At 68.3% G+C, this 23,235-nt stretch carries 21 protein-coding genes and 1 pseudogene; 10 read left to right on the top strand and 12 right to left on the bottom strand.

Annotated features, from left to right (window positions below):
• A pseudogene (locus ACMGFI_RS18505) lies at nucleotides 1-108 on the top strand (IS630 family transposase); the annotation flags it as partial.
• 149 nt (nucleotides 109-257) lie between these two features.
• On the opposite strand, the gene ACMGFI_RS18500 reads toward ACMGFI_RS18505, so the two are convergent.
• The 3 genes from ACMGFI_RS18500 to ACMGFI_RS18490 all read right to left on the bottom strand — a co-directional run bounded on the left by ACMGFI_RS18500 (nucleotide 258) and on the right by ACMGFI_RS18490 (nucleotide 3,134).
• The gene (locus ACMGFI_RS18500; RefSeq protein ID WP_436911526.1) at nucleotides 258-1,175 is read right to left on the bottom strand and encodes a hypothetical protein; all 918 of its coding nucleotides are present in this window, start codon (nucleotides 1,173-1,175) and stop codon (nucleotides 258-260) included.
• Nucleotides 1,176-1,279: 104 nt separating this feature from the next.
• On the bottom strand, nucleotides 1,280-2,191 hold the full coding sequence (gnd, locus tag ACMGFI_RS18495) for a phosphogluconate dehydrogenase (NAD(+)-dependent, decarboxylating) (protein WP_436911524.1): 912 nt from the start codon (nucleotides 2,189-2,191) through the stop codon (nucleotides 1,280-1,282).
• Between the two features lie 61 nt (nucleotides 2,192-2,252).
• Nucleotides 2,253-3,134, bottom strand: coding sequence for a bifunctional 5,10-methylenetetrahydrofolate dehydrogenase/5,10-methenyltetrahydrofolate cyclohydrolase (locus tag ACMGFI_RS18490; protein WP_436911523.1), 882 nt, complete (start codon nucleotides 3,132-3,134; stop codon nucleotides 2,253-2,255).
• A gap of 484 nt (nucleotides 3,135-3,618) precedes the next feature.
• Between ACMGFI_RS18490 and ACMGFI_RS18485 the strand changes: the two genes are divergently transcribed.
• A complete protein-coding gene (locus tag ACMGFI_RS18485) occupies nucleotides 3,619-4,377 on the top strand; it encodes a creatininase family protein (protein ID WP_436911521.1) in 759 nt (252 codons plus the stop codon).
• Between the two features lie 163 nt (nucleotides 4,378-4,540).
• Here the strand turns inward: ACMGFI_RS18485 and ACMGFI_RS18480 are convergent, their stop codons facing one another.
• The 4 genes from ACMGFI_RS18480 to ACMGFI_RS18465 form a co-directional block, all read right to left on the bottom strand.
• A complete protein-coding gene (locus tag ACMGFI_RS18480) occupies nucleotides 4,541-5,467 on the bottom strand; it encodes an ABC transporter ATP-binding protein (protein ID WP_436911520.1) in 927 nt (308 codons plus the stop codon).
• Nucleotides 5,464-6,639: a FecCD family ABC transporter permease gene (locus ACMGFI_RS18475; RefSeq protein WP_436911518.1), complete on the bottom strand. Its 1,176-nt coding sequence runs from the start codon at nucleotides 6,637-6,639 to the stop codon at nucleotides 5,464-5,466. The genes ACMGFI_RS18480 and ACMGFI_RS18475 overlap by 4 nt, the downstream gene beginning before the upstream one ends.
• 73 nt (nucleotides 6,640-6,712) lie before the next feature.
• Nucleotides 6,713-7,729, bottom strand: coding sequence for an FAD-dependent oxidoreductase (locus ACMGFI_RS18470; protein ID WP_436911517.1), 1,017 nt, complete (start codon nucleotides 7,727-7,729; stop codon nucleotides 6,713-6,715).
• Complete coding sequence (locus tag ACMGFI_RS18465; protein WP_436911515.1) at nucleotides 7,730-8,968, bottom strand: ABC transporter substrate-binding protein; 1,239 nt, start codon at nucleotides 8,966-8,968, stop codon at nucleotides 7,730-7,732.
• A gap of 176 nt (nucleotides 8,969-9,144) precedes the next feature.
• On the opposite strand from ACMGFI_RS18465, the gene ACMGFI_RS18460 reads away from it, so the two are divergent.
• Nucleotides 9,145-10,242, top strand: coding sequence for an aminopeptidase (locus tag ACMGFI_RS18460; RefSeq protein ID WP_436911514.1), 1,098 nt, complete (start codon nucleotides 9,145-9,147; stop codon nucleotides 10,240-10,242).
• 30 nt (nucleotides 10,243-10,272) lie between these two features.
• On the opposite strand, the gene ACMGFI_RS18455 is transcribed toward ACMGFI_RS18460, so the two are convergent.
• Entirely contained in the window at nucleotides 10,273-10,728 is a 456-nt protein-coding gene (locus ACMGFI_RS18455; protein ID WP_436911512.1) for a toxin-antitoxin system TumE family protein, read from the bottom strand.
• Nucleotides 10,725-11,237: a DUF7342 family protein gene (locus ACMGFI_RS18450; RefSeq protein WP_436911510.1), complete on the bottom strand. Its 513-nt coding sequence runs from the start codon at nucleotides 11,235-11,237 to the stop codon at nucleotides 10,725-10,727. Before ACMGFI_RS18450 ends, ACMGFI_RS18455 begins: the two co-directional genes overlap by 4 nt.
• Nucleotides 11,238-11,366: 129 nt before the next feature.
• Here ACMGFI_RS18450 and ACMGFI_RS18445 point away from each other — a divergent pair, with 129 nt between their 5' ends.
• The 7 genes from ACMGFI_RS18445 to ACMGFI_RS18415 all read left to right on the top strand — a co-directional run bounded on the left by ACMGFI_RS18445 (nucleotide 11,367) and on the right by ACMGFI_RS18415 (nucleotide 20,859).
• The gene (locus tag ACMGFI_RS18445; protein WP_436911509.1) at nucleotides 11,367-12,434 is read left to right on the top strand and encodes a Gfo/Idh/MocA family protein; all 1,068 of its coding nucleotides are present in this window, start codon (nucleotides 11,367-11,369) and stop codon (nucleotides 12,432-12,434) included.
• An 83-nt stretch (nucleotides 12,435-12,517) separates the two neighbouring features.
• Nucleotides 12,518-14,041: a helix-turn-helix domain-containing protein gene (locus ACMGFI_RS18440; protein ID WP_436911508.1), complete on the top strand. Its 1,524-nt coding sequence runs from the start codon at nucleotides 12,518-12,520 to the stop codon at nucleotides 14,039-14,041.
• A 498-nt stretch (nucleotides 14,042-14,539) separates the two neighbouring features.
• Nucleotides 14,540-18,607: a hypothetical protein gene (locus ACMGFI_RS18435; RefSeq protein ID WP_436911507.1), complete on the top strand. Its 4,068-nt coding sequence runs from the start codon at nucleotides 14,540-14,542 to the stop codon at nucleotides 18,605-18,607.
• Between the two features lie 361 nt (nucleotides 18,608-18,968).
• On the top strand, nucleotides 18,969-19,400 hold the full coding sequence (locus ACMGFI_RS18430; protein WP_436911505.1) for a dCTP deaminase/dUTPase family protein: 432 nt from the start codon (nucleotides 18,969-18,971) through the stop codon (nucleotides 19,398-19,400).
• Nucleotides 19,384-20,091, top strand: a complete 708-nt coding sequence (locus ACMGFI_RS18425) for a GNAT family N-acetyltransferase (protein WP_436911503.1) — start codon at nucleotides 19,384-19,386, stop codon at nucleotides 20,089-20,091. The genes ACMGFI_RS18430 and ACMGFI_RS18425 overlap by 17 nt, the downstream gene beginning before the upstream one ends.
• A gap of 91 nt (nucleotides 20,092-20,182) precedes the next feature.
• Entirely contained in the window at nucleotides 20,183-20,569 is a 387-nt protein-coding gene (locus tag ACMGFI_RS18420) for a 30S ribosomal protein S6e (RefSeq protein WP_436911502.1), read from the top strand.
• Nucleotides 20,570-20,733: 164 nt separating this feature from the next.
• Complete coding sequence (locus ACMGFI_RS18415) at nucleotides 20,734-20,859, top strand: hypothetical protein (protein WP_436911500.1); 126 nt, start codon at nucleotides 20,734-20,736, stop codon at nucleotides 20,857-20,859.
• Nucleotides 20,860-20,875: 16 nt separating this feature from the next.
• Here the strand turns inward: ACMGFI_RS18415 and ACMGFI_RS18410 are convergent, their stop codons facing one another.
• The 3 genes from ACMGFI_RS18410 to ACMGFI_RS18400 all read right to left on the bottom strand — a co-directional run bounded on the left by ACMGFI_RS18410 (nucleotide 20,876) and on the right by ACMGFI_RS18400 (nucleotide 23,049).
• Nucleotides 20,876-22,048: an inorganic phosphate transporter gene (locus ACMGFI_RS18410; protein ID WP_436911499.1), complete on the bottom strand. Its 1,173-nt coding sequence runs from the start codon at nucleotides 22,046-22,048 to the stop codon at nucleotides 20,876-20,878.
• 84 nt (nucleotides 22,049-22,132) lie between these two features.
• Nucleotides 22,133-22,834 carry a DUF5828 family protein gene (locus tag ACMGFI_RS18405; RefSeq protein ID WP_436911497.1) on the bottom strand — a complete coding sequence of 234 codons (702 nt, stop codon included), beginning with the start codon at nucleotides 22,832-22,834 and terminating at the stop codon, nucleotides 22,133-22,135.
• Nucleotides 22,834-23,049 carry a DUF8007 family protein gene (locus tag ACMGFI_RS18400; protein ID WP_436911496.1) on the bottom strand — a complete coding sequence of 72 codons (216 nt, stop codon included), beginning with the start codon at nucleotides 23,047-23,049 and terminating at the stop codon, nucleotides 22,834-22,836. The genes ACMGFI_RS18405 and ACMGFI_RS18400 overlap by 1 nt, the downstream gene beginning before the upstream one ends.
• Nucleotides 23,050-23,235 lie beyond the last annotated feature (186 nt).

The raw sequence follows: 23,235 nt of genomic DNA, 5'->3' as shown, positions 1-23,235 counted from the left end.
CAAAACGCTCTCAGCAACCGGTTCTTCGACTCGCTTGAGCAACTGACCACCGCGATCGATACTGCTCTCGACCAACTCTCGCTTCCAACAGTGAGCAATTATTTCTAACGACTACTATACTTCACCCTCTTCCCGGCTCTCTGCAAGCCAGTTTAGATTTTCTTTCGAGGTGAAGTCTAATCCCATGATAGTTGGACTTCGATTTCTTGCAATTTAATTTCTTCGCTCAGTCTAAACGGCTAATAAATATTCATCGTTCATTGGACAGCCGAAAGGGATGTGAGATGAGATTCTGCCTTATTCAACAGGTAGTGTTCATGCATGGTGAGTTCACTTTGGTAGGCGTCAAACCACTCCCAAAGACGGTCCATTGAGTCTCTCTCCGTGATTTTTGTACCCCGTTCATCCAAAACGGATAAGACCATGCATATCTCGTGATGTTCTGATTTTGATGCCTTCTTTGGATTGATTAATTTGTGCGCGATCGGTTCCATTGATTCTGGTAGTAAGAAATTCCCGATGCTGATCTCTGGAAGCGTGTCACCTCGGACCTGTACTTCAGCATCTCTGTGTACAATCTCTCCATCCTCGCGGTGCTTTAGGATGAAATCCGGAGCCAATAGGATATCTTCTGGTCTTAAGTCAAGTTGGATAACAAGAGAACCGTATCTCTTCGCTATAATGGGATCTACCGTAAAGTTACACAGGCAGGAAAATGAGGTGGTAACTTTGGTTCGGCCCGGCCTCTCTAGAATATCCGTTATAACCTCTGGAACCAGATGTTTTAGACCGCGATACACAGGCACCGAGTCCCCAAAGTTACGATCCAAAAATGCCTGTGTTAGTTCGTATAATCTCTCAATGATTTCCTGCTGGGAACCCCATGGCTCCACAGCAACAAGATCCCCGTTTCGTGGTGGAGCATCGATTTCAAAGGCGCTGTCGTAGAACACTTCATGGGACTTTGCATGGTTTGCATACGATGTCCGTTTCCAATCCCATATTTGAGATAAAACAGAATTAACCTCGTTCTCTCCAAATTCTCTCTTTAATCTACGAATGATAGTATCCTGATCTGAATCACTGATGGCTCTGTATGGGTTTGCTCTTTGACCGTCGAATGTATGATCGGGGCGTACATCTACTAACTCACAGTTATAGACAACTCGCTCCATATTGGCAACCTACACACAAATTTCATTGAGCATACCTACTAACCAATTTTGGTATCACAAATTAGTCGGTCAGGAGTGACTCCAAACCTCGGGACCGATGATCTTCATTCTCGCCGCGGCACCTCGTGGCGGCCGAACCCGTAGCGTAGCCGGTTGGCCAGCCGCCGGGAGAACCGACCGGGACCCTCGCCGCCCGATGACCGGGAGTCGAAGCGCTCGGCCAGCGCCCCGTAGATCAGGGGAACCGGAACCTCCTGTTCCAGGGCCTCCTGGACGGTCCAGGTGCCCGTCGACCCGCCCTCGACGCGGTCGGCGACGGTCCCGAGGTCCGACCCCTCCTCCGCGAAGGCCTCCTCGCAGAGCTCCAGCAGCCACGAGCGGATGACGGCGCCGTTGTTCCAGGTGCGCGCCACGGATTCGAGGTCCAGGTCGTAGCGGCCGTTCGCCAGCAGTTCGAACCCCTCGCCGTAGGTCTGCATCAGCGCGTACTCGACGCCGTTGTGGACCATCTTGACGTAGTGGCCCGAACCGGCGGGACCCATGCGGTCGTGGCCGTCCGGTCCAGTCGCAACGGCGTCGAAGACCGGCGTCAGTTCCTCGTAGGCCCACTCGGGGCCGCCGACCATCAGCGAGAAGCCCAGTTCCGCGCCGGCGGGGCCCCCCGAGGTCCCGCAGTCGAGGTAGGCGGCGTCGGTGGCCTCGGCGCGACGCACGGAGTCCTCGAAGTGGGAGTTGCCGCCGTCGACCACGATATCGTCGCCGTCGAGGTGCGGTTCGAGGTCGTCGAGCGCCGCGTCGACGGCGTCGCCGGCGGGGACCATCAGCCAGATCCGCTTGTCCGCGCCGAGCCGATCCGCGAGGTCGACCACGGAGTCGGCGGGGGTCGCGCCCGCGTCGGCCGCCCGCGAGACGGCCTCCTCGTCGAGGTCGAAGGCCGCCACGTCGTGGCCCGCTGCGAGCACGCGGTCGACGACGATCTGTCCCATCCGGCCGAGTCCGACGACGCCCAGTTGCATACGCCGAGCCTCACCGGGCGCGCAAGTAGGGGTTGTGGTTCGAGGCGGGGCCGCGATGCCGTCAGTAGTCGGCGGGGACTTCGGCCTGTCTCCGGGCCGCTTCGACGGTGTTGCGGAGCAGCATCACCCGCGTCATCGGGCCGACGCCGCCGGGGACGGGCGCGAAGTAGTCGGCCTTCGGTTCGACGGTCGCCGGGTCGACGTCGCCCGCGAGTTCGTACCCGCCGTCGTCGGTCGGAACGCGGCCGATCCCCACGTCGACGACCGTCGTCCCCTCGGTCACCATCGACCCGTCGAGGAACCCGGGACTGTCGACGGCGACGACGAGGATATCCGCGTCGCGCGTCTTCGCCGCGAGGTCCCTCGTCCGCGAGTGACAGACGGTGACAGTGGCGTCCGCGCCGCGAGCGCCCAGCAGCGCCGCCAGCGGCTTGCCGACGATCATCGAGCGGTTGCAGACGACCACGTCCGCGCCCGCGAGTTCGATATCGTACTCGACGAGCAGTCGCCGGATGCCCAGCGGCGTGCAGGGGACGAACCGGGGGTCGCCGGCGACCAGCCGACCGACGTTGTCGGGGTGGAGGCCGTCGACGTCTTTCTCGGGGTCGATTCGCCGGACGGCGTCCATCCACTCGACGTGGTCCGGCACGTCGTCCTGCACGAGGACGCCGTGGACGGCCGGGTCGGCGTTCAGGTCGGCGAGCACGTCGCGCAGCTCGGACTCGGGCGCGTCGGAGTCGACGTCGACGTGGGTCCCCTCGATGCCCACCGCCTCGCAGTCGCGCTGTTTCATCCGGACATAGGACGCGGCGGCCGGCTCGTCGCCCGCGTGAACGGTCGCCAGTCCCGGCCGGGCGCCGGCCTCGGCGAGCCGTTCGACCGAGTCGCGGAGGTCGTCTCTGAGCCGGGCGGCCAGCGCCTCGCCGTCGAGGGTCGTCGCCATGGGCGGACCCGCCGAGCGAGTGGCGGTAAACACTGCGGTGCGGGGAACCGACCGACGACACCGTGTCGACTGTCGCGATACTGTCGAGAGTGAATCGAGACAGGAACCGGAGAGCGACCGATACGCACCGGCCAACGACGCTCTTGCTGATAGATATCGTACCACATAGCTTCGGACGCGGCGAGGGAAGGGCGACGAATCCCGATCCCGGCGCCCGGCCGCGTTTCTTCGCGCTCCGGAGTGGCGACGAGCGGACGCGTCCGGGGCATTCGGTATATCGGCATGCGCTTGACAGCGTCAGACGGTCCCGGAACGACCCCGACGACGGAACGCGCGGGATCGAACGCGAGAGCTTCCGAAAGCGATATTTCGCCCGCGAGAGCCGTCGGTGACGGAAACGAGCCGCGACCGCGACCCAGACGAGGTGTGTTACCAGCCCCCGACCGACCGGAAGAACTTCATCGCGAACACCTGTGCAGTCGGTATGACTTCTCGTCGATCGGTACGCCTTGCGGAACTGACGTGGCCGGAGGTCGAATCGGCGCTCGCCGGCGGGACCGAGACGGTGGTCGTCCCGGTCGGGTCCATCGAGCAGCACGGGCCGCACCTCCCGCTGAACATGGACACGCTGGACGGTGAAGAACTCGCTCGCCGGATCGCGGCGGACCTCGGAGACGCGCTCGCCGCGCCGGCGATCCGCCCCGGCTGTTCGGGCCATCACATGGAGTTCCCGGGGACGATCACCGTCCCGCCCGAGACGCTGATGGAGGTTATCCGCTCGTACTGCCGCTCGCTGGACGAACACGGCTTCGAGCACGTGGTACTCGTCCCCACGCACGGCGGGAACTTCGGCCCGGTCACCACCGTCGCGCCGGAGATCGGCCGCGAGATCGACGCGAGCGTGATCGCGCTCGCCGACCTCGACGAACACATGCGGTTGCTCAACGAGGGCCTCGCCGAGGCGGGGATCGACTACGACCAGGACGTGATCCACGCGGGCGCGGCCGAGACCGCGGTCGTCCTGGCCATCGACGAGGACCTGGTACGGACCGACGAGTTCGAACCCGGACCCGACGGCGAGTTCTCGACCGCGCGACTGCTGAGCGAGGGGTTCCGGGCGATCACCGAGAACGGCGTCCTCGGCGACCCCGGCGAAGCGACGGCCGAAGCGGGTGAGGCCATCCTCCAGCGAGTGACCGAAGCGTACGTCGAGCGGATCGAAGCCGAGCGCGACGCGCTCTGAGCGGCCGGGAAGCGCGGCCCCGGACGGATCGGTCGCGCCGCGAACTCCAGACATACACGCGCGATCGACGGCGTCAGACGCGGCGACTGGGCGGGCTCGCGGGAGCGAGCGAGGGATCGACAGAAGAGCGGTGGGGAGGCGGCTGGGAAACGGCGAAGTCGGGTCAGTCCCCGCCGTCCGAGTCGTGGAGCGGTCGGAGCGGCGTGATCTGCGGGCCGCGCTCGGTCGGCGTGACATCCGCCTCGATGCCGAACACGTCGGCGAGCAGTTCCTCGGTGACGACCGCTTCGGGGTCGCCGCGGCTCCGGACGGCGCCGTCCTTCAGCGCGACGACCCGGTCGGCGAGGCGGGCGGCCTGCTGGAGGTCGTGGAGGACGACCACGACGGTCTTGTCGCTCTCCTCGCGGAGCCGTTCGATTATCTCCATCACTTCGAGCTGGTGGTGCATGTCGAGGAACGTCGTGGGTTCGTCGAGCAGGAGCACGTCGGTCTCCTGGGCGAGCACCATCGCGATCCAGACCAGCTGTTTCTGCCCGCCGGAGAGGCTGCCCACGTCGCGGCCCCGCAGGTGGTCGACGCCGGCGAGGTCGATGGCGCGGTCGATCGCGGCGCGGTCCTCGTCGGTGAGCCCGTCGAAGAAGCCCCGGTGGGGATAGCGGCCGTGTTCGACGAGCTTCTCGACGGTGATGCTGTCGGGCGCGACGTTCTCCTGGGAGAGCAGGCCCAGCCGACGGGCCAGGTCCTTGGCGTCCATGTCGGCGACCTCGCTGCCGCCGATGCGGACGGCGCCCGCCTCGGGGGCGAGCTGGTCGGCCATCGCCTTCAGGAGGGTGCTCTTGCCGCTGCCGTTGGGGCCGACCAGGGCGGTCACCTCGCCGGGTGCGGCGACGAGCGATTCGCCGTCGACGACGGGCTCTTCGCTCGTGGGATAGCCGACGACCAGATCCTCGGCTTCGAAGGGGGTGCCGCCGGCGTCAGCGGTGCCGATAGCGGGCGCCGAGAGCCCCGACTGGGGGTCGGGCGTCTCGTCGCAGTCGGTGTGTTCGTCGGGGTGGTGCGGTTCGGTCGGGGTGGCGTCGCTCTGACTCATATCTCTCCGAGTTGCTCCTGTTTGCGCATCAGGTAGAGGAAGTACGGGCCGCCCACGAGGCCGGTGACGATGCCGACGGGGAGCTGGCCGCTCCCGCCCGCGAGGACGGGGATGGCCAGCCGCGCGCCCACGTCGGCGGCCACCAGCAGGGCGGGCCCGGCGAACAGACAGCCGACGACCAGCCGGCGGTAGTCGCTGCCGACGATGTTGCGGACGACGTGGGGGACGATGAGGCCGACGAAGCCGACGATGCCGGCGACGGCGATGGAGGCCGCCGCCGCGAGCACGCCCACCGCCGAGAGGGCGAAGCGCATCCGCTCGACGTTCATCCCGAGCGACGAGGCGGTCCGCTCGCCCAAAAGCAGGACGTTCAGCTGTCGGGCGCCGACGAGCGAGAGGCCGATAGCGACGACCGACCACGGGAGCGCGGTGCGGACCTGCTCCCAGTCGACGCCGGTCAGCGAGCCGGTCGTCCACGCGATGGCCGACTGGACCACGCCGATGCTGTCGGCGAAGAAGAACAGGCCGGTCTGGAGGCTCTGGAAGACGGTGCCGACGATGACCCCCGCCAGCACGAGCCGCACGGGGGAGGTGCCGCCCTTCCAGGCGATGACGTAGACCAGCAGGAACGCGGCCATCCCGCCGGCAGCGGCGATGATGGGCAGCGCCGCCGCCAGCACCGGGAAGACGACGAGCGTCAGCAGGATGAGCAGGCCCGCCCCCGAGGAGACCCCGAGCACGAACGGGCTCGCCAGCTCGTTGCGCGTCACGGCCTGGAAGATGGCGCCGGAGACGGCGAGGTTCGCGCCGACGAGGCCGGCGACGAACACCCGCGGCAGGCGGATCGTCCAGACGATGAGCGTCGGCGTCGCGAGCTCCGGCAGTTCGCCCTGGAAGCCCGTGACCGTCCGCATCAGCCCCTCGCCGAGCAGGAAGTTGAGCATCCAGCGGTGGTCGAGCAGGACTGCGGGGTCGACGACCGACCGCCAGGCCCGCACGGCGGGCATCGAGTACGACCCGAAGCTCACCTGGACGAGCCCCGCGGCGACGGTCACCGCGAGGGCCCCCAGACACAGCCCCAGCAGCGACCGGTCGACCCAGTCGAGGCGGGCGCTGTCGGACCCCTCCGTACTCGACTCCGTCTCCGCTCCCGAGGCGGCGTTCTCTACCATTCGATCGGTTTAGGTATGCCTAAACAACGGCTTAGTGGTTGCGGTTCGGTCCGTCGGGTGGCGGCGCGGGGAGTCACGGGTCAGGTCCCTCCGGGTCGGTCGCTTCGGCCCGTTCGGCCTCGATCTCGGCGGCGCGTTCGAGGACCGCGTCGTCGTCGAGGTGTTCGAGCAGGCGCCGGTGAGCGCGGTCGGTCAGGTCGGCGACCTCGTCGGCGCTCCGGCGGGTGTCGAAGGCGTCGTCGACGTACTCCGCGCGGAGGTCGGTGAGCGGTTCGTCGCCCTCCTCGGACTCGAAGTCCTCGGGAACCCGCTCGTCGAACCACTCGCGCCAGCGCTCGCGGTCGCCCCACTCGCCCTCGAACTCGCTGTCGGGGCGCAGCCAGTCGTAGTGGCGGGCCAGTTCGCGGGGGAAGCCCCGCTCGGCGCGGCGGTCTTCGAGCAGCGTCCGCGCGACGTGGGCGCCCCGGCCGGCGGCGACGACCGCCTGCACGTCGCGCTGGCCGGCCGGCGAGGCGACGTAGAGCCCCTCCACAGGAGTGCGACCGTCCGCGTCGGGGTAGTCGGGGTCGAAGTGTTCGTGCTCCTCGCCGTCGTGTTCGTGCGTCTCGAACATCGCGTCGCCGCCGAGCGGCCGGAGGTACTCGCCGTCGTAGCGCGTGGCGGCGACCACCCGCTCGGCGACGACGCGACGGCCGTCCTGGGTCGAGACGGCCAGGGGACCCGCCGGCGGGGCCGCGTCCGGACCGTCCGCGTCGGTCGCCCGCTCGACCGACTCGACGAGGTCGTCGACGACCCGACAGCCGGCCTGGCGGGCGTGGTCGCGGAGCAACCGCTGGAAGGTGTCCACGTCGACACCCGCCGGGAAGCCGGGGTAGTTCTCGAGGAACGCGCAGCGGTCGAGCGACGCGGTCCCGCGGTCGAAGACGACCGCGTCGAGCCCGTAGCGGGCGAGGAACACGCCCGCTGCCGCGCCCGCGGGGCCGCAACCGACGACGACGGCGTCGGCGGACCCCGACTCGACCTCGGTCCCGGCGCCGACCGCGGGACCGTCGGTCGCGTCCGCACCGCCGTCCTCGTCCGCGTCGCTCATCTACAGGTCACCCGCGACGATCTCCGCGACGCGCTCGCGGTCGAACAGCTCCGCGTCGGCGCCGTACAGCTGATTCGCCGTCCGCTCGGTCAACACCATACTGGTGATCGGACCCTGGTAGAGGCCGCCGGCCCGGTACACGTCGCCGTTCTCGACCGCCGTGAGCGTGCTCGCAGTCTGGTGGTCTTCGAGGAACAAGACGACCGTGTCCTCGAACTCCGAGGTGGACATGGCCTCGCAGCCGCGGAGCATCATCACCTCGGGGTCGACCTTCAGCAACGTCTCCAGGTCGATGGCCGCCCGCGAGCCGTGGAAGTCCTTGATGTCCGTGCTGGCGAGCGCGTCGCGCACGCGGAGGTCACGGAGGTGCTTGAAGCCGGTCCCCTCGCCGATGATGTAGGGGTAGTACTCGACGGGCTCGTTGCCGACGCCCCAGAGGACAGCCACTTCGGGACGGCTTCCCTGGTTGGGGACGACGGGGGCGAGGTTCGACTGGAACTCGTCGTGGACGGCCTCGAAGGCCTCGTAGCGGTCCGTGCGCTTGAACACCTTCGCGAGCTTCTCGAACGCCTCGAAGAGGGTGTAGTAGCGGTAGTCCGAATGCCAGGGGTAGTGCTGGGCGTAGATGCAGTTGCCGAACAGCGGCGCGATCTCCGCGCGGATCTCCTCGACGTCCGATTGCTCCCACCCCTTGAATCGGTTCATGAGGAAGTTCGGGTCCATGACGTGAACGTCGGCGTCGAGTTCGTAGAACAGCTCCGTGCCGACGCCGCCGTCCTGGTAGAGCGACACCATGTCGCTCTTGTCGACGCTCACACCGGGGATCGGGTCGTAGTAGTCGGTGTGGTAACGGCTCTTCAACCAGACGCCCTCCGGCGGTTCGAGGCCCAGGGCGATCCCCATGTCGGCCCACGAGCCGTTGTTGGCGACCCAGGTCTCGGGGACGGCGTCGAACTGGACGCTCCCCACCGGCTCGATGGACACCGAGTAGGGCGTCTCGACGGGCGACCCCGTTCCGGCCGGCGTTCCGGTCGCGGTCCCCGAGTCGTCGGTCGGCGCCGGAGTCGGCGTGTCGGTGGGTGTGGAAGCCGGCTCGTCGGTCGCGCCGGCGTCGTCGCCCGGCGTGTCGGTCGATCCGCCGTCGCTGGCACAGCCCGCCAGGGCGCCGCCGAGGACGGCCGCTGCGGTGGCCAGGTACGTTCTGCGCGTCGCGTCGGAACCGGGGTCGGCATCGGACATACGTTTTAGGCCAACCTAATCCGGTAAAGCCGTTTCGGAACTTAGGCAGGCCTAAATTCGAATGACAGGATGACGTCCCGGACGGGAAAAGCGAGGGATTCGACGGTTGCTCCGCGGGTCGCCGTCGGGTAGGGCGGGCGCGCCACCGTTTAGTCCGCGGCGGCCGACGGCGGGGTATGGACGAACGCGTACGCGAGCACGCGGAGACGCTGGTCGACTGGAGCGCGCGGATCGACGAGGGCGACGGCGTGGTCGTCAGCGTCGACGAGGGGGCGCACGACCTCGCAGTCGCCGTCGCGGAAGCGCTGGGCGAGCGCGGCGCGAACGTGACGACCGTCTACGACTCCGAGGAAGTCCGGCGGGCCTACCTCCGCGCCCACGACGGCGAGTTCGACGAGGACCCCGAGTACGAGCTCTCGCTGTACGAGAACGCGGACAGCGTGCTCTCGCTGGGCGCGAGTCGCAACACGGCGGCGACCGCGGACGTGCCCGGCGAGCGCACCCAGCGCCACGGCCGCGCCCGCCAGGGGATCAGGGAGGCCCGACTGGCGACCGACTGGGTGTCGACGCTGCACCCGACGCGGGCGCTCGCGCAGGAGGCCGGGATGGCCTACGCGGAGTACGCCGAGTTCGTCTACGACGCCACCCTGCGCGACTGGGAGGCCCTCGCCGAGGAGATGGCCCAGTTGAAGGCGATCCTCGACGACGGCGAGGAGGTCCGGATCGTCAACGAGGGGACCGACCTCACCCTCTTCATCGACGGCCGCACCGCCGTCAACTCCGCCGCCAGCGTCGCCTACGACTCGCACAACCTCCCCTCGGGCGAGGTGTTCACCGCGCCCTACGACACCGCCGGCGTCGTCACCTTCGACGTGCCGATGACGATCCGCGGCCGCGACGTGCGCGACGTGAAACTGACGTTCAAGGACGGCGTCGTCGTCGACTGGGAGGCCGCACAGGGCGAAGCCGTGATCGACGAGGTCATCGGGACCGACGGGGGCTCCCGGGAGCTCGGCGAACTCGGGATCGGGATGAACCGCGGCATCGACCGGCCGACCGGGCGGATCCTCTTCGACGAGAAGATGGCCGGCACCGTCCACCTCGCCTTGGGCCGCGCCTACGACGCCAACCTCCCGGAGGGCGAGTCGGGCAACGACTCGGCGGTCCACGTCGACCTCATCACCGACATGACCGGCGACTCGCGCCTGGAAGTTGACGGCGAGATCGTACAGAGGGACGGCGTGTTCCGGTGGGAGGAGGGGTTCGAGGAGTAGACCGGTACGGTACCGGAGCACGTCGGCGTCTCAGTCCTCGTGGAGCGTCGAGAGCCGCTCGGTCGCCCAATCGAGCGCGCCGAACAGCGCGCCGAGGTGGTGGGAGCCGTTCAGGTCCGATGGTTCGACGGCGCTCGACGCGTCGGGCGGCGGGTGGAACTGCGCCGTCGGCCCGCCGGGTTTCGGGTGTCGGTCCCAGCGACACTGCCACCGGTCGCCGTCCCGGGACTCGACGTAGTGGATCGTGTACTGGCCGCCCTCGTACCAGCGCACATCGAACCGGGCGGCGTCGACGGCCGCGGGGTACTGGTCGTCGTCCAGCCGCAGTTCGAGTCGCCGCGGCGAGATGCTGTCCGGCCGGAACGTCCAGTCGCTCACGAGGGCGTGGCTCGCGCCACGCCGGGCCATCACCTCCAGCGTCGGCACGTCCAGCGGTCCGCCCGGGGAGTCGTCCGCCGGGAACTCCGGGGAGTCGTCGGACGTCACGCGGGGACGCCGTCGTCGGTCCGCGATTCGGCCCGCTCGACCGCGTCCCGCAGGACGCGGATGTCCCGGCGGACGGTGCGCCACTCGCGGAGGGCGTCCCAGCGTTCGTGGAGCGCCTCGTGGTCGTCGGCGGGGAGATCCTCCGTACCGACCGCGTCGGGTTCGGGGACGCCGTATCGGTCCTGTAGTTCGCGGTCGCGGTCGATCAGGTCGTCGACGCGCCGGCGTAGCTCGGCCGGGTCGTGTTCGTTCGCCAGCGATTCGACCCGCTTCCACCGGAAGTACGAGTCGTTGCGCCGGTACGTGGCGGGGCGACCCTCGCGTCGCCGGGCGATCCCCATCTCGGTCAGCTGTTCGAGCGCGTTCCGCGCCGCGGTCTCCGAGCAGTCGGCCCGCTCGGCGAACGTCGCGGCGTCCGCGAACTCCCGCGCCCCGACGATCAGGTCGTAGACGCGCTGGAACGTCGTCCGCTCCTCGCTCCAGCGGTCCGCCACCGACTGGTCGCTCATACCGGTCGTTCGGCCTTGGGACATATATCTGTTTTCGTGACCAGATATGCGTGGTCCGCCGGGATTCACGGAGTCGAGTCGGCTTCCGCGGGCGCAAGGACTAACGGAGCGCCCGCGAGAGAGGTAGTCGTGACTACCCACGACGTCGCCTTCGTCGGGACGGGCGACCTGGCGGACCTGAAGAACCCGAACCCCGAGGGGTTCGCGATGAACTACTACCACGCGGAGGGCTACGAGCAACTGGACGACTGCGACCTCGTCGCCTGCGCGGACCTGGAGCGCGAGCGCGCCGCGGCGTTCGCCGACCGCTTCGACATCGACGACGGCGGCGTCTTCGAGGACTACGAGGCGATGCTCGCCGAGGCCGAACCGGACATCGTCTCGATCTCGATATGGCCCGCGGACCACGCCGACGTGGTCCTCGACTGCGCGCGGACCGACGGCGTCGACGCGATCCACTGCGAGAAGCCGATGGACCTGACGTGGGGGAACTCCCGGCGGATGGCCGAGGGCTGTCGCGAGGCGGGCGTCCAGCTCACCTTCAACCACATGCGCCGATTCAAGCCGACCTGGGTCGAAGCCCGCGAGCGGATCGACGACGGCGCCGTCGGCGACCTCGAACGGATCGAACTGTCGCCGGGCAACATCTACGACGGCGGGACGCACCCGATCGACTTCGCGACGGGCGTCGCCGGTGACGTGCCCGCCGAGTGGGCGATCGGACAGATCGACTACCGGGAGGAGAACAAGTGGTTCGGCGCCCACAACGAGAACCAGGCCCACGCCCACTGGCGCTACGAGACCGGCGTCGACGCCGTCGTCTCGACCGGCGGCGACCGCTCGTTCGTCCCCGCCGATATGCGCTTCGTCGGGACCGACGGCGTCCTCGAAGTCGGCCCCGAGGGCTCGGACGCGGACCTGCGCTGGCGGACCGACGGCGGCGAGGAATGGGAAGAAGAGACCGTCGAGGAAGGAGCCTGGACCGACCCCATCGACGACGCGGTCGCCCACGTCGTGGAGTGTCTGGAGTCCGGTGACCGGCCCGTGATCGGCGCCGAGAACGCCCTCAACAGCACCGAGATCATCTTCGGGATCTGGGAGTCCGCGCGGCGCCGCGGCCGGGTCGAGTTCCCGCTGGAGATCGACGACAATCCGCTGGAGGCGATGGTCGAGTCCGGCGACCTGAACCCGCAATAGCCGGGACGGGCCCGGTTCACTCGGAACTGTCGTCAGTTTTCGGCCGGGTGAATTAAGAGCGACCACGACGCTACTGACCGGACGTGTCAAACGATTCGCACCGGGACTGGGAGGCCGAGTACCTGTCAGCCGTCCTTCGGTCGCTTCCGGTGTTAGTCACCGTCCGGTCGAGAGACGGAACGTACAGGGCAGTGTTCTCGGACCTGCAGGTGTTCGATTACCCGTCGCCCCGCGACCTCGTCGGCAAGCGAACCGAGGAGGTGTTGCACTCGCCCGCGGCCGACATCGTGACGGAATCGATACGGGAGTCTCTCTCGACCGGCGAGCGCCGGTACGTCGAGTTTCCCGTCCAGTTCGGCGGCGAGCAGTTCAGGCGAGCAGGCTGGGTCACGCCCCTCGACGCGCGGCCGGACGAGGCGGTCATGGTCACCTACGACTGCTCCGAACAGAACGAACGGGAGGAGATGCTGTACGATATTCTCGAAGTGCTGGGGACTCACAGTTCACGCGCTGCCCTCGAACGGGCGTTCTGTGAGCGGCTCGTCGAGCGAGACCGATACGAGATGGCGTGGATCGGCGAGTCCGCCGGCACTGACGACGTGGTGATCCGTGAGGCTGCCGGTGCCGATGCGTATCTGTCGACGGTCCGCGAAGAATGCGGGCCGTACCACGAAACGGCCGACCCGGGCGTACGGACCCTCGCGAGCGGTGATCCCTGCTTCGTCGACCGCATCGTCCCTTCGGGGACCGGCGACTGGACGGACATCGCTGCCGGCCACGACCTCCAGGTAGCGGCCGCGGTCCCGCTGGCCCAGAATGGCGTCTCCCACGGCGTCCTCACGGTGTACTTTTCCGATACGGAGTATCTCGTTCCCTGGCGCAAACGACTCCTCGAACGGTACGGCGACGTGGTCGGATACGCCCTGAGTGCGGCGATGTGGCGGTGGGCACGGGTGACCGACGCACCGGCGACGCTCGAACTGACGATCGTCGACGACACCCCGTTGCTCGCGCTCTGTGACCACGCCGGACTCGACGGTCCCTGTCGGGTCGCGTCGGTCGTGCCCCGGGCCGACGCGACCGTCTACTACCTCGCTCCGTCAGACGGCGACGTCGGAGCCATCGAGCGAAGCGTCGGGGAGACAGCCGGCGTCAGCCGTTTCGACGGCGACCCGACCGAAGAGGGCACGTGTGCGGTCGTCGTCGAGTCCGTGACTCCGGAGGGAGCGCTCGCCAACCTCGGCGTCGCCTTCGAGCGGTTCCGTGTCTCCGCCACGGAGGCGTCGCTGACGATGACCGTTCCGCGTGCCGACGGCGTCCGGTCGGTCGTCGAGCTCGTCCGCGAGCGCTACGCGGAGACGAGCGTGTCGATCCGGTGGGGGGATCACGGAACGACCGGCGAGTCGCTGTTCGAGACGAACGTCGCGTCGCTGCTCACGGACCGACAGTACGAGGCGCTCGTAACGGCCTATCGCCACGGCTACTTCGACCGCGACCGCAAGCACAACGCCACCGAGATCGCCGATATGCTCGGAGTCTCGCGATGGACCTTCAGCGAACACCTCCGCATCGCACAGCGGAAACTGCTCGCGGACCTGCTCGACTGACCGTCCGGCGGGGCTCGGATCCGCCCGCATCGACGAAGCGTCCGTGACTCTCCCGGCCGAATCGTTCGGGACGTGGCCTCGGGGCGGTCGACCGGCCCTCCTCCGTTCGGCGAAACGCGGAGCGTCCCCATCGACATCGCCTCGACCCTCGACCACTCTCATGTGGGCGTTCAAGTTAGGGGCGCTCCGGGAAACAGTCTCGACGATGGGACATCGGGTTCGCGGTCGGGTGGTAGCGGCGAGTCGACAGCGGCACAACGGACGCACGCGAGCGGACACAGCTGACGGGGACGGTCGATCGAGACACCGCACTGGCGACGGACGGCCCGGTGGCGGTTGGCCGTCCAGGCCAGCGCGTCCACCAGCGGCCGCGAGGGCGCCGCCGACGGCGTGGTCACACGTTACTCGGGCAAGCCGTTCGGCCGGAGTGAGGGACCGGGGTCTCCCGTGGCGTCGAGTCCAGCAGCGATCGAGCGGAGCGGGAGGCGCGTGTGACGAATGAGCGCGGACGGGTCAGCCGAGACCGGACAGCGGCTCTACGCGCTCGCACTGGCGGCCCTGGTCGTCGGGTCGGTGTACGCCGGCCCGGTCTCGTTCAGCGGCCACGCCGGCGGTGCGACGGCCGGCAACGACCGGGTCACCGACCCGGAGGACGGTCCGATACCGGGTGCCGGGAACGCCCCCGTCGCGCAGGTGACGGTACGCAGCGAGGACGCGGTCGTCAACGACCACTCCGGGTCGAGCGGCGCCGCGGCGGGCGACCCCGTCGGGACGTTCGGGAGCGAGGCGTTCTACTACGATAGCGACGACAGCGGCGACTACACGAGCGGCGACGAGGTCATCCTCGACCGCGACGGCGACGGGACCTACACGTCCGGGCCGGACCCGCTCGTCTCCGGCCTGTCCACGGGGTCGGCCGTCACGACGGCCGAGGGGTTCGACGGCGACTGGTCGCTCGACAGCTACGACGCCGACGAGACCGACGGCGGCTGGGACGACAGCGAGGACGCGATCGTCATCGAGAGCGGCAGCGGCGGCACCTACTCGGCGGGGGCCGACACCGTCCTGAACGCCGGCCCCGACAGCACGGTCGACAGCGAGGTCGGCGACACGGTACGACCAATGAGCGACATCTCCGGGTCCGAGACCGGCCCACACCTCGTCGACGGGAACGGCAACGGCGAGTTCGACGCGGGCGAGGACGTGGTGACCGACGCCGACGAAGACGACCAGTACACGGCACAGGCCGACCTCGAACTCGACTACGACGGGGGTGAGACGCTGAGCGACCCCGCATTCACCGATAATTTCGACGCGCCCGCCGGCGCGTCGCTGACGGGCGCGGAGACCGTGTCGCCGCCCGCCGGTGGCGATGCGCCGGCCAACGGGTACGCGCTGTATTACGTCGACAGCGACGACAGCGGCGACTACACGACGAGCGACGAGATAGTGCTGGAACCCAACGCCGGGAGTACGACGAGCCTGACCCTCGACGTGGCCGGTGACGACGACGCGGACGGCGACGGGGTAAACGGCGACGACGTGATACTCACGTACGGCGACGACTGGACTGACGAGGCCAACGAGGGCGATACGCTCCGCCGGTTCGAGGCCTTGGACCACGTCGCCTTCGAGGACTCGGGCCACGACGGGACCGACGACGGTCAGTACCAGGAGGGCGAGGAGATATACCTCGACTACAACGACGGAGGGACCGTCTCGACCGGCGTCGACCCCGTGGTCAACGACGACGGGAGCGACGACTGGAGTGGCGGCGACTCGCTGATCCGACTGGACACCCTCGACGGCTCGCCCACGAATCTCGGCTGGATAGACGAGGACGGCAACGACGACTACGACACAGGGGACGAAATCATCGTCGACGAGGACGAGGACGGCGTCTACACGGGGTCGGCCGACACGCTCGTCGCGGGGACGGCCCCGAACGCTGGCGCGTCGCTCTCGACGGGCCAGGACGACGACTGGTCCATCGACTCCCACGACGCCGTCGACGGCAACGACTGGGAACGGACGACCGACGGCCTGTTCGTCGACGGCGGCGACGGCCAGTACTCGACCGACGACACGTTCGTCGCCGGAGAGCGCGTTCCCGGCGGGACGAGTGTCACCACCGCCGACGGGTTCGACGTCGACTGGTCGCTGGACTCGTTCGACGCAGACGGGACCGACGGGAGCTTCGACGCGAGCGAGGACGCCATCGTCTACGAGAGCCGCGACAACGGCGAGTACACCGCGTCGACGGATACGGTGTTGAACTCCGGGAGCGACGACGACGTGGACAGTCCGGCCGGCAAGACCGTCAAGTCGATGAGTACCATCGCATCGGACCAGTATCTCGCAGACAGCAACGGCAACGGCGAGTTCGACCCCGGCGAGGACGTCGTGTGTTGCGACCGGGACCAGGACGGACTGTTCACCGACAAGGGAGACACGGTCATCGACACCAACGGGGCAACGAGCGCGACGGACTACGAGAGTGACCCCGACGCCGAACTCGCGGATTCATTGACTGGGGCGGAGACAGTTTCCATCCCGGCGGGCGGTGCCGACGCGGGCAACGAACTCTACTACGTCGACAGCGACGACAGCGGCGACTACACCCCGACCGACGAGGTCGTGCTCGACGCGAACGCCGACGACGCCGACAGTTTGACCCTCGATACCGACGACGCTAGCGACGAGGACGGCGACGGTGTCGCTGGCGACGACACGATTCTCGTCTACGGGTCGGACGACGCCAACGGCGCGAGCGAGGGCGATACGCTGCAGCAGTTCCAGGCCTCGGACCACGTGGCCTTCGAGAACACCGGGTCCGAAACCGGCCACGACGCCGACGGGCAGTACCAGAACGGCGAGGACATCTTCGTCGACTACTACGACGGCGGGACGGTGAGTTTCGATTACGCACTCGATACCGTCACCAACGACGGCGGCGAACAGCAGGTCTCCGGCGGCGACCCCCTCGTCAGGCTGGACAGTCTCTCGAACCCCTCGGGTATCGGCTGGCTCGACGAGGACGACAGTAACGACTACAGTACGGGCGACGAGATCATCGTCGACGTCGACGGTGACGGCGCGTACACGGCCAGCACCGACCTCGTCGTCGCCGGGACGGCACCGAGCGGAGGCACTCCGATATCCGCAGGACAGGACAGCGACTGGGCAATCGATTCCCACGACGCGAGTGACGGCGGGGCGTGGGACGGTACCACGGACGCGCTCTTTATCGACACGAACGGCGGTGGTACGTTCTCGGCGACGGCGGACACGCGGATCAACGCCGGCGAAGATGGCACCTTCGACGTGTCGAACGGCGATCCGCTCGCCGACCTCGACGAGTCCACCTACGGCTACGTGGACACCGACGGCAACGGTCTCGACGCGGGCGACGAAGTGTACCGGGAGGGCGACGCATCGACGCCGGCGGGCGCGAGCGTCTACGGCGACGAGCTGACATCGCTGACGGTCGAGCAGGTCGGCACCCTCGACACGCAGTACATCGAGCGTGTCGAGCTATACCGCGACGACGGGGACGGGACCCTCGAACCTGACGGGGACGACACGCTCGTCCGGAGTGTAACACCTCAATCCGGAAGCACGTACACCTTCAGCGGTCTCTCGGAGGGGATCGGCCCCAGCGAGACGACCTACCACGTCGCGGTCGACCTGCGGAGCGATGCGCCCGTCGGACAGACGCTCGAATTCGAGGTCCCCGAAAACGGCATCACGTTCGCCCAGAGCGCCTCGACTGGCGCTTTCGGGTGGACAGCTATCGAGATCGACCGCGCACCGACTCCGACTCCGACAGCGACTCCAACATCGACCCCGACAGCGACTCCAACCTTGACACCGACCCCGACTCCAACCTCGACACCGACCCCGACTCCAACCTCGACACCGACTCCAACCTCGACACCGACTCCGACATCGACACCGACTCCAACCCCGACGCCAACCTCGACATCGACCCCGACATCGACACCGACTCCGACATCGACACCGACTCCAACCCAGACTCCGACCCCGACACGAACGAACACGGTGACGCGAACGCAGACTCCTGACGATGGCGGCGGGAACGGTGGCGGCGGGAACGGCGGGGGCGGGAACGGCGGCGGTGGCGACGAGTCACGGCAATCGACACCGACACCGACTGCCGCTCCCACGTCAACACCGACGGTCACCTCCACACCGACATCTACGGCTACGCCTACACTGACACCCACGGCCACCACCACACAGACACCGACAGCGACGTCCACGTCGACACCGACGCCTACGTCCACACCGACGCCCACGGCCACCGCCACACCGGCACCCACTTCAACGCCGACACCGGCTGCTACACCAGCGCCGACGCCAACACCGGATAGAACCGTGGAAGAATCGCCACAGCGACCGGGCGGGACCGCGACTGCAACTGCTGCATCGACCGACGGGACCGATGGGGCCGACGGGGGACCAGGGATACCGCTGCTCGGCGGGCTGCTGACACTGTTCGCGCTCGGCGGACTCACGCTCGGTCTCCTCCGCTGGCGCGGCTAACCCCGTATCCCGTTCCGGACGGCGCCGTTTCGTTCGCCCGAGAGAGCACTCGGCGGCCTGCCCAAAGTAAGACGGAGGAGAGAGAGCGTCATAGAACGTTGGCATACACACCCTGTAAATCTCTCAATGCGGGGGAAGTAGTTATCAGGCGAGCATCCGCCGAGCGACCATCGGGAGCGAGGCGGTTCGCCGTCAGAGCGAGCGCTGACGGTGTTTTCCCCCACGTTTTTCCAGCGGAGGATTCCCCAACGCGACCCCTGACGCGCGAGAAACTCTCCGCTGGAAAAAGGGGGTTCGCACACGAAACGAACACTTCCCGACTGACCCCACGCTTTTGCCCGGCGCGGCCCCATCCTCGGGTATGACCGACCTGACGGCGTTCGTCGACGGGATCGTCCACGAGCCGACCCAGACCGAGGGACGGGGCGTCGACCTCACTGTCACGGAGGTTTACGAGGTCGCTGAGCCCGGTCGGGTGGACTTCGGCGGCGGCGAACTCGAAGCCGCCGAAATCGAAGCCCACGACCGCCGGTACCGGAACGAGGACGACGACTACCAGTGGTGGCACCTCGATGCGGGGCAGTACCTGGTCGAGTACAACGAGTCGCTCGCGGTCCCCGACGACACGGTCGCGCGGGTACAGACGCGCGACGCCGTTCGGGCCCGCGGTGCCTTCCACCCGACGCTGGAGCTGTCGGAACTCGGGCGCGTGCCGCTGTCGGTCGGCGGCGCGGGGATCCGCCTGAAAGAAAACGCCCGCGTCTCGACCGTGGTGGGTGTCGAACGGGCGTGAGGGGAGCCGGGGCGCGCCCGATCGGGGTTCAGCGTCCGCCGCGCTCGTCAGCGGGGCGGTGACCAGCCCGACATACCCGAGCGTTCGGATCGGGAACATATCATCGTTCGCCTGGGGGACCCAGCCGCTCCGGACCACCGCGATTCATTGTCGGCGCCGGCCCAGCCACGCCCGAACGCTCATGGCGACGGTCAGATCCGCACGGCGGGACGAACTGGGCGACCTGCTCGAACTCTACCGGCATCTCAACCCCGACGACCCCGAACTCGCGCCCGAGGCGGTGGCCGACCAGTGGGCGGAGATGCTCGCCGACGAGACGCTCGATATCGTGGTCGTCGAACACGAGGGTCAGCTTGTCGCCACCTGCCTGCTGTCGGTGACGAGGAACCTGACGCGGGGCGCGCGGCCGTTCGCGCTGGTCGAGAACGTCGTCACACACGAGGACTTCCGCGGCGAGGGCTTCGGTAGCCAGTGCGTCGAGGCGGCCGTCGACCGGGCACGCGAGCGCGACTGCTACAAGGTGATGCTGTTGACCGGCTCCGACCGGGCCTGGAAACACGAGTTCTACGAGTCGTGCGGGTTCGACCCCGAGGCCAAGACCGGGTTCACCCTCGACCTGCGGGAAGGGGGTGACGCGGACGACAGCGAGGCGGCGGACGGCGGGGACGAGGCGGGACACGAGCCGCGGTGACGCGGGGCCGTGCGAACGGTTGGCTCGGCGGGTACGGCGACGGACGGGGCGTTCCGACGGGCTTTTGAACGCGCGCCGAGTTCGACCGGGTATGGCAGATTTCACGGTCGCCGTCTCCGACCCGGAGGACGGCCACACCTACCAGGTCGAGATCGACGGACAGGACGCCAACCGGTTCATCGGCCGCGAGATCGGTGAGGAGGTCGACGGGGGAAGCGTCGGCCTCTCGGGGTTCACCCTGGAGATCACCGGCGGCTCCGACGAGACCGGGCGCCCGATGCGCGGCGACGTGCGCGGCACCGAACTCAAGCAGATCATGCTCGAGGGCGGCACGGGCTACGACCCGGACCGCGACGGCGAGCGCCGCCGCGTCACCGTCCGCGGCCGCGAGATCGGCGAGGCGACCCGTCAGATCAACGCCCGGATCACCGACCGCGGCGGCGAGGACCCCGCCGACCTGCTCGGCGACGAGGCGTAAGTCCCCGCCCTCCGGTCGAGGCGTCGAGCGCTCGCGGAGCTTCTTTCTCTGCCGGACCGTGCGACGCGTTGGCTCGCCTCGCGGAATCGTTCTCGGGAGCGGGTGCTTCACGCGGCGGTCGGCGGCGGAAACCTAAGTGCCGGGAGACAGGGCAGTCGGCAGGGATGCCACGGCTCAGTATCGAGGTCAGCGAGGCGGAACTGGAGCGGCTCACCGAGATCAGGGACGAACAGGGGCTGACCTGGCGGGAACTGCCTCTCCGGGGCAGCGACGTTCCCGACTTGTCGTAGCCGGGACTCGGGAACGTCACACCACGGCGTCGACGGCGGCGAACGCGCCGTAGCTGACGCCGAGCGCCAGCACCAGCGAGCCGACCCAGGCGGCGACGGTCTTGAGCATCTTCTCCTTGCTGACCGCGCTGTTGCCGGCGGCGTAGCCGCTGCCGATGATGGCCGAGACGATGATCTCGTTGAACGAGACGGGGATGCCGAAGAAGACGGCGGTCTGGGCGATGGCGAACGACGGGATGAGCGCGGCGATCGACCGGCGGGGGCCGAGCGAGGAGTAGTCCTGCGAGAGGGCCTTGATCATCCGGGGCGCGCCGGTCCACGAGCCGACGAGGAGGCCGATCCCCCCACCGAGGAGGACGGCGACGATGGGGAGGCCGAACGGGTCGAGCAGCGGGACCAGCGGCCCGATCGCCAGGCCGACCTGACTGCCGCCGGCCGAGAACGCGACGAGGCCGCCGAGCACGAGCAGGAAGTGACGCTGGCCGCGCTCGCCGTTCGAGCGGATGTCGACCCAGAGCGCGAGCGCGGCAGCGGCGGCGAAGGCCAGGGAGACGGCCGCCCGCACGGCGAGCAGCGGCGCGTCGACGGCGCCCCCGACCGCGGTGACGACCGAGTCCTGCTCGCCGGCGGGGCCGAGGAAGACGAACTGGACGTTGGCGAGGATGGCGCCGACGACGCCCGCGAGCGCGGGCACGGCGGCCCGTTCGGGCACGCCCTCGTTGCGCAGCAGGCGGGCGGTCCCGTAGGCGATCCCCCCGCCGAGGAACGGCGTCGCGATCCACAGCGCGGCGATCTGCCGGTACTTCGCCCACGCGGGGTCGCCGCCCAGCGCGAGGCCGACGCCGACGACGGCGCCGGTGACGGTGAACGCGGTGGCGATCGGGTAGCCGGCGAAGACGCCGACGGCGACGAGGATCGCCGCCGTGGTGAGCCCGACCACCGCGGCGACCGGCGAGAGCGTGACCCCCCGGATGAGCTCCTGGCCGACCGCCTCGGTGACGTTGGCACCCTGGAAGACCGCGCCGGCGAGCCCGAGGATCCCGACGACGAAGCCGGCCCGCATCACCGAGATCGCGTTGGCGCCGACCGCGGGCGCGAAGGGCGTCGACCCGGAGGAGCCGGCGCCGATCGCCCACGCCATGAACAGACTCGCCGCCGCCGCGACCAGCAGAATCCCCAGCGATGCCATCTGCGCTCGCCTAACGGCGGTTCACTTAATAGCCTGCCGACTGCGGCGGATTTGAACGGCCGCGGGGAGGAAGAAGAGGCCGGCTCAGGTCGTCTCGGAGTCGGCCTGGTCACCCAGGTCGGGCGCCTCGACGCCCTCGGCGGCCTCGGCCGCCTCGGTGACCTTCTCGGTGTCGACGTGCCAGCGGTCGACCGTCGACTCGTAGTCGGCCAGCTTGTTCGACACCTTGATCTTCAGGTCGTCGTCGTTGACGTTGATCTCGAAGACGTACTCCGGGCGGTCGTCGCCGCTGACCCGCTGGAGGTTCGCGCTGATCAGTTCGTTGTCGAAGTAGTAGGGCGCGATCTGGGTCATCAGGTTGCGGTAGACGGCGTCCTCGACCTTCCGGACGGCCTTCCGGCCGGCGGAGTCGGCCGCCCGCGCCACGTAGTCCAGCGACTCGCCCCACTTGTCGACGGCCGCGTCGGTGTCCTCCTCTTCGAGGTTCTCGTAGGACTCCGTCAGCTTCTCGCCGGCGGTCTGGAGGTCCTCGTCGGGGTCCTTGCCGGCCTTCTCGCCCTCGCCCTCCTGGACGCTGGCCTGGTCGGCGGTCTTCTCGTTGACGTCCTCGTCGAGCCGCTCGTGGCTCTTGGGTCGCCACTCGTCGAACTCGTCGAGGGCGGCCAGCGATACCGACTCCTCGCCCTCCTCGCGCAGGTCCTTCAGCGCGCGGACGATGCGCTCGCCGTGTTCGACCGCGTCGACCCACCCGCCGCGGGTCTTGAAGCCGGAGACGCTCTCCTCCATTATCGCCCGTAGGTGAGCCGCGTCGCGAGTTCGTCGATCTTCCGCTTCGCCCGACCGAGCAGTATCTGGGGCTTCGCGACGCGCCGCATCTCGTCTTCCGGGACCTCGATGCGGGCGTCGCCGAACGGGTCGCGGTCGCTCCCCTCGTCCGTCGCCGCGTCGACGACGCTGGTCATGCTGCAGCGACCGCACGCCTCGGTGTCTTTCGGAGCCATCGATTCGTCCGGGGGTTCGCACTGACGGCGGTTAAACTTCACCCTCCACCCGTTTCCGTCGGGAGCGTCCTCGCCCTCGACTCCCTGTGGGCACCCCGACGCAAAGACACGGTGAAAAAGCCGCTCCCACGGGGCTTCACCCCCGATCCGGCGGTCGAACCGGCGCCGGAGGCGCCGGATACTACC

This window comes from Halosimplex marinum, assembly GCF_051414075.1.
Lineage (GTDB): Archaea > Halobacteriota > Halobacteria > Halobacteriales > Haloarculaceae > Halosimplex > Halosimplex marinum.
This window is presented reverse-complemented; position numbering and strand designations above follow the sequence as displayed.

Excerpts from the sequence above, each read along its gene's own strand:
- ACMGFI_RS18500 (WP_436911526.1), bottom strand. The coding sequence starts at position 1,175 with ATGGAGCGAGTTGTCTATAACTGTGAGTTAGTAGATGTACGCCCCGAT.
- gnd (WP_436911524.1), bottom strand. The coding sequence starts at position 2,191 with ATGCAACTGGGCGTCGTCGGACTCGGCCGGATGGGACAGATCGTCGTC.
- ACMGFI_RS18490 (WP_436911523.1), bottom strand. The coding sequence starts at position 3,134 with ATGGCGACGACCCTCGACGGCGAGGCGCTGGCCGCCCGGCTCAGAGAC.
- ACMGFI_RS18485 (WP_436911521.1), top strand. The coding sequence starts at position 3,619 with ATGACTTCTCGTCGATCGGTACGCCTTGCGGAACTGACGTGGCCGGAG.
- ACMGFI_RS18480 (WP_436911520.1), bottom strand. The coding sequence starts at position 5,467 with ATGAGTCAGAGCGACGCCACCCCGACCGAACCGCACCACCCCGACGAA.
- ACMGFI_RS18475 (WP_436911518.1), bottom strand. The coding sequence starts at position 6,639 with ATGGTAGAGAACGCCGCCTCGGGAGCGGAGACGGAGTCGAGTACGGAG.
- ACMGFI_RS18470 (WP_436911517.1), bottom strand. The coding sequence starts at position 7,729 with ATGAGCGACGCGGACGAGGACGGCGGTGCGGACGCGACCGACGGTCCC.
- ACMGFI_RS18465 (WP_436911515.1), bottom strand. The coding sequence starts at position 8,968 with ATGTCCGATGCCGACCCCGGTTCCGACGCGACGCGCAGAACGTACCTG.
- ACMGFI_RS18460 (WP_436911514.1), top strand. The coding sequence starts at position 9,145 with ATGGACGAACGCGTACGCGAGCACGCGGAGACGCTGGTCGACTGGAGC.
- ACMGFI_RS18450 (WP_436911510.1), bottom strand. The coding sequence starts at position 11,237 with ATGAGCGACCAGTCGGTGGCGGACCGCTGGAGCGAGGAGCGGACGACG.
- ACMGFI_RS18435 (WP_436911507.1), top strand. The coding sequence starts at position 14,540 with ATGAGCGCGGACGGGTCAGCCGAGACCGGACAGCGGCTCTACGCGCTC.
- ACMGFI_RS18430 (WP_436911505.1), top strand. The coding sequence starts at position 18,969 with ATGACCGACCTGACGGCGTTCGTCGACGGGATCGTCCACGAGCCGACC.
- ACMGFI_RS18420 (WP_436911502.1), top strand. The coding sequence starts at position 20,183 with ATGGCAGATTTCACGGTCGCCGTCTCCGACCCGGAGGACGGCCACACC.
- ACMGFI_RS18415 (WP_436911500.1), top strand. The coding sequence starts at position 20,734 with ATGCCACGGCTCAGTATCGAGGTCAGCGAGGCGGAACTGGAGCGGCTC.
- ACMGFI_RS18410 (WP_436911499.1), bottom strand. The coding sequence starts at position 22,048 with ATGGCATCGCTGGGGATTCTGCTGGTCGCGGCGGCGGCGAGTCTGTTC.
- ACMGFI_RS18405 (WP_436911497.1), bottom strand. The coding sequence starts at position 22,834 with ATGGAGGAGAGCGTCTCCGGCTTCAAGACCCGCGGCGGGTGGGTCGAC.
- ACMGFI_RS18400 (WP_436911496.1), bottom strand. The coding sequence starts at position 23,049 with ATGGCTCCGAAAGACACCGAGGCGTGCGGTCGCTGCAGCATGACCAGC.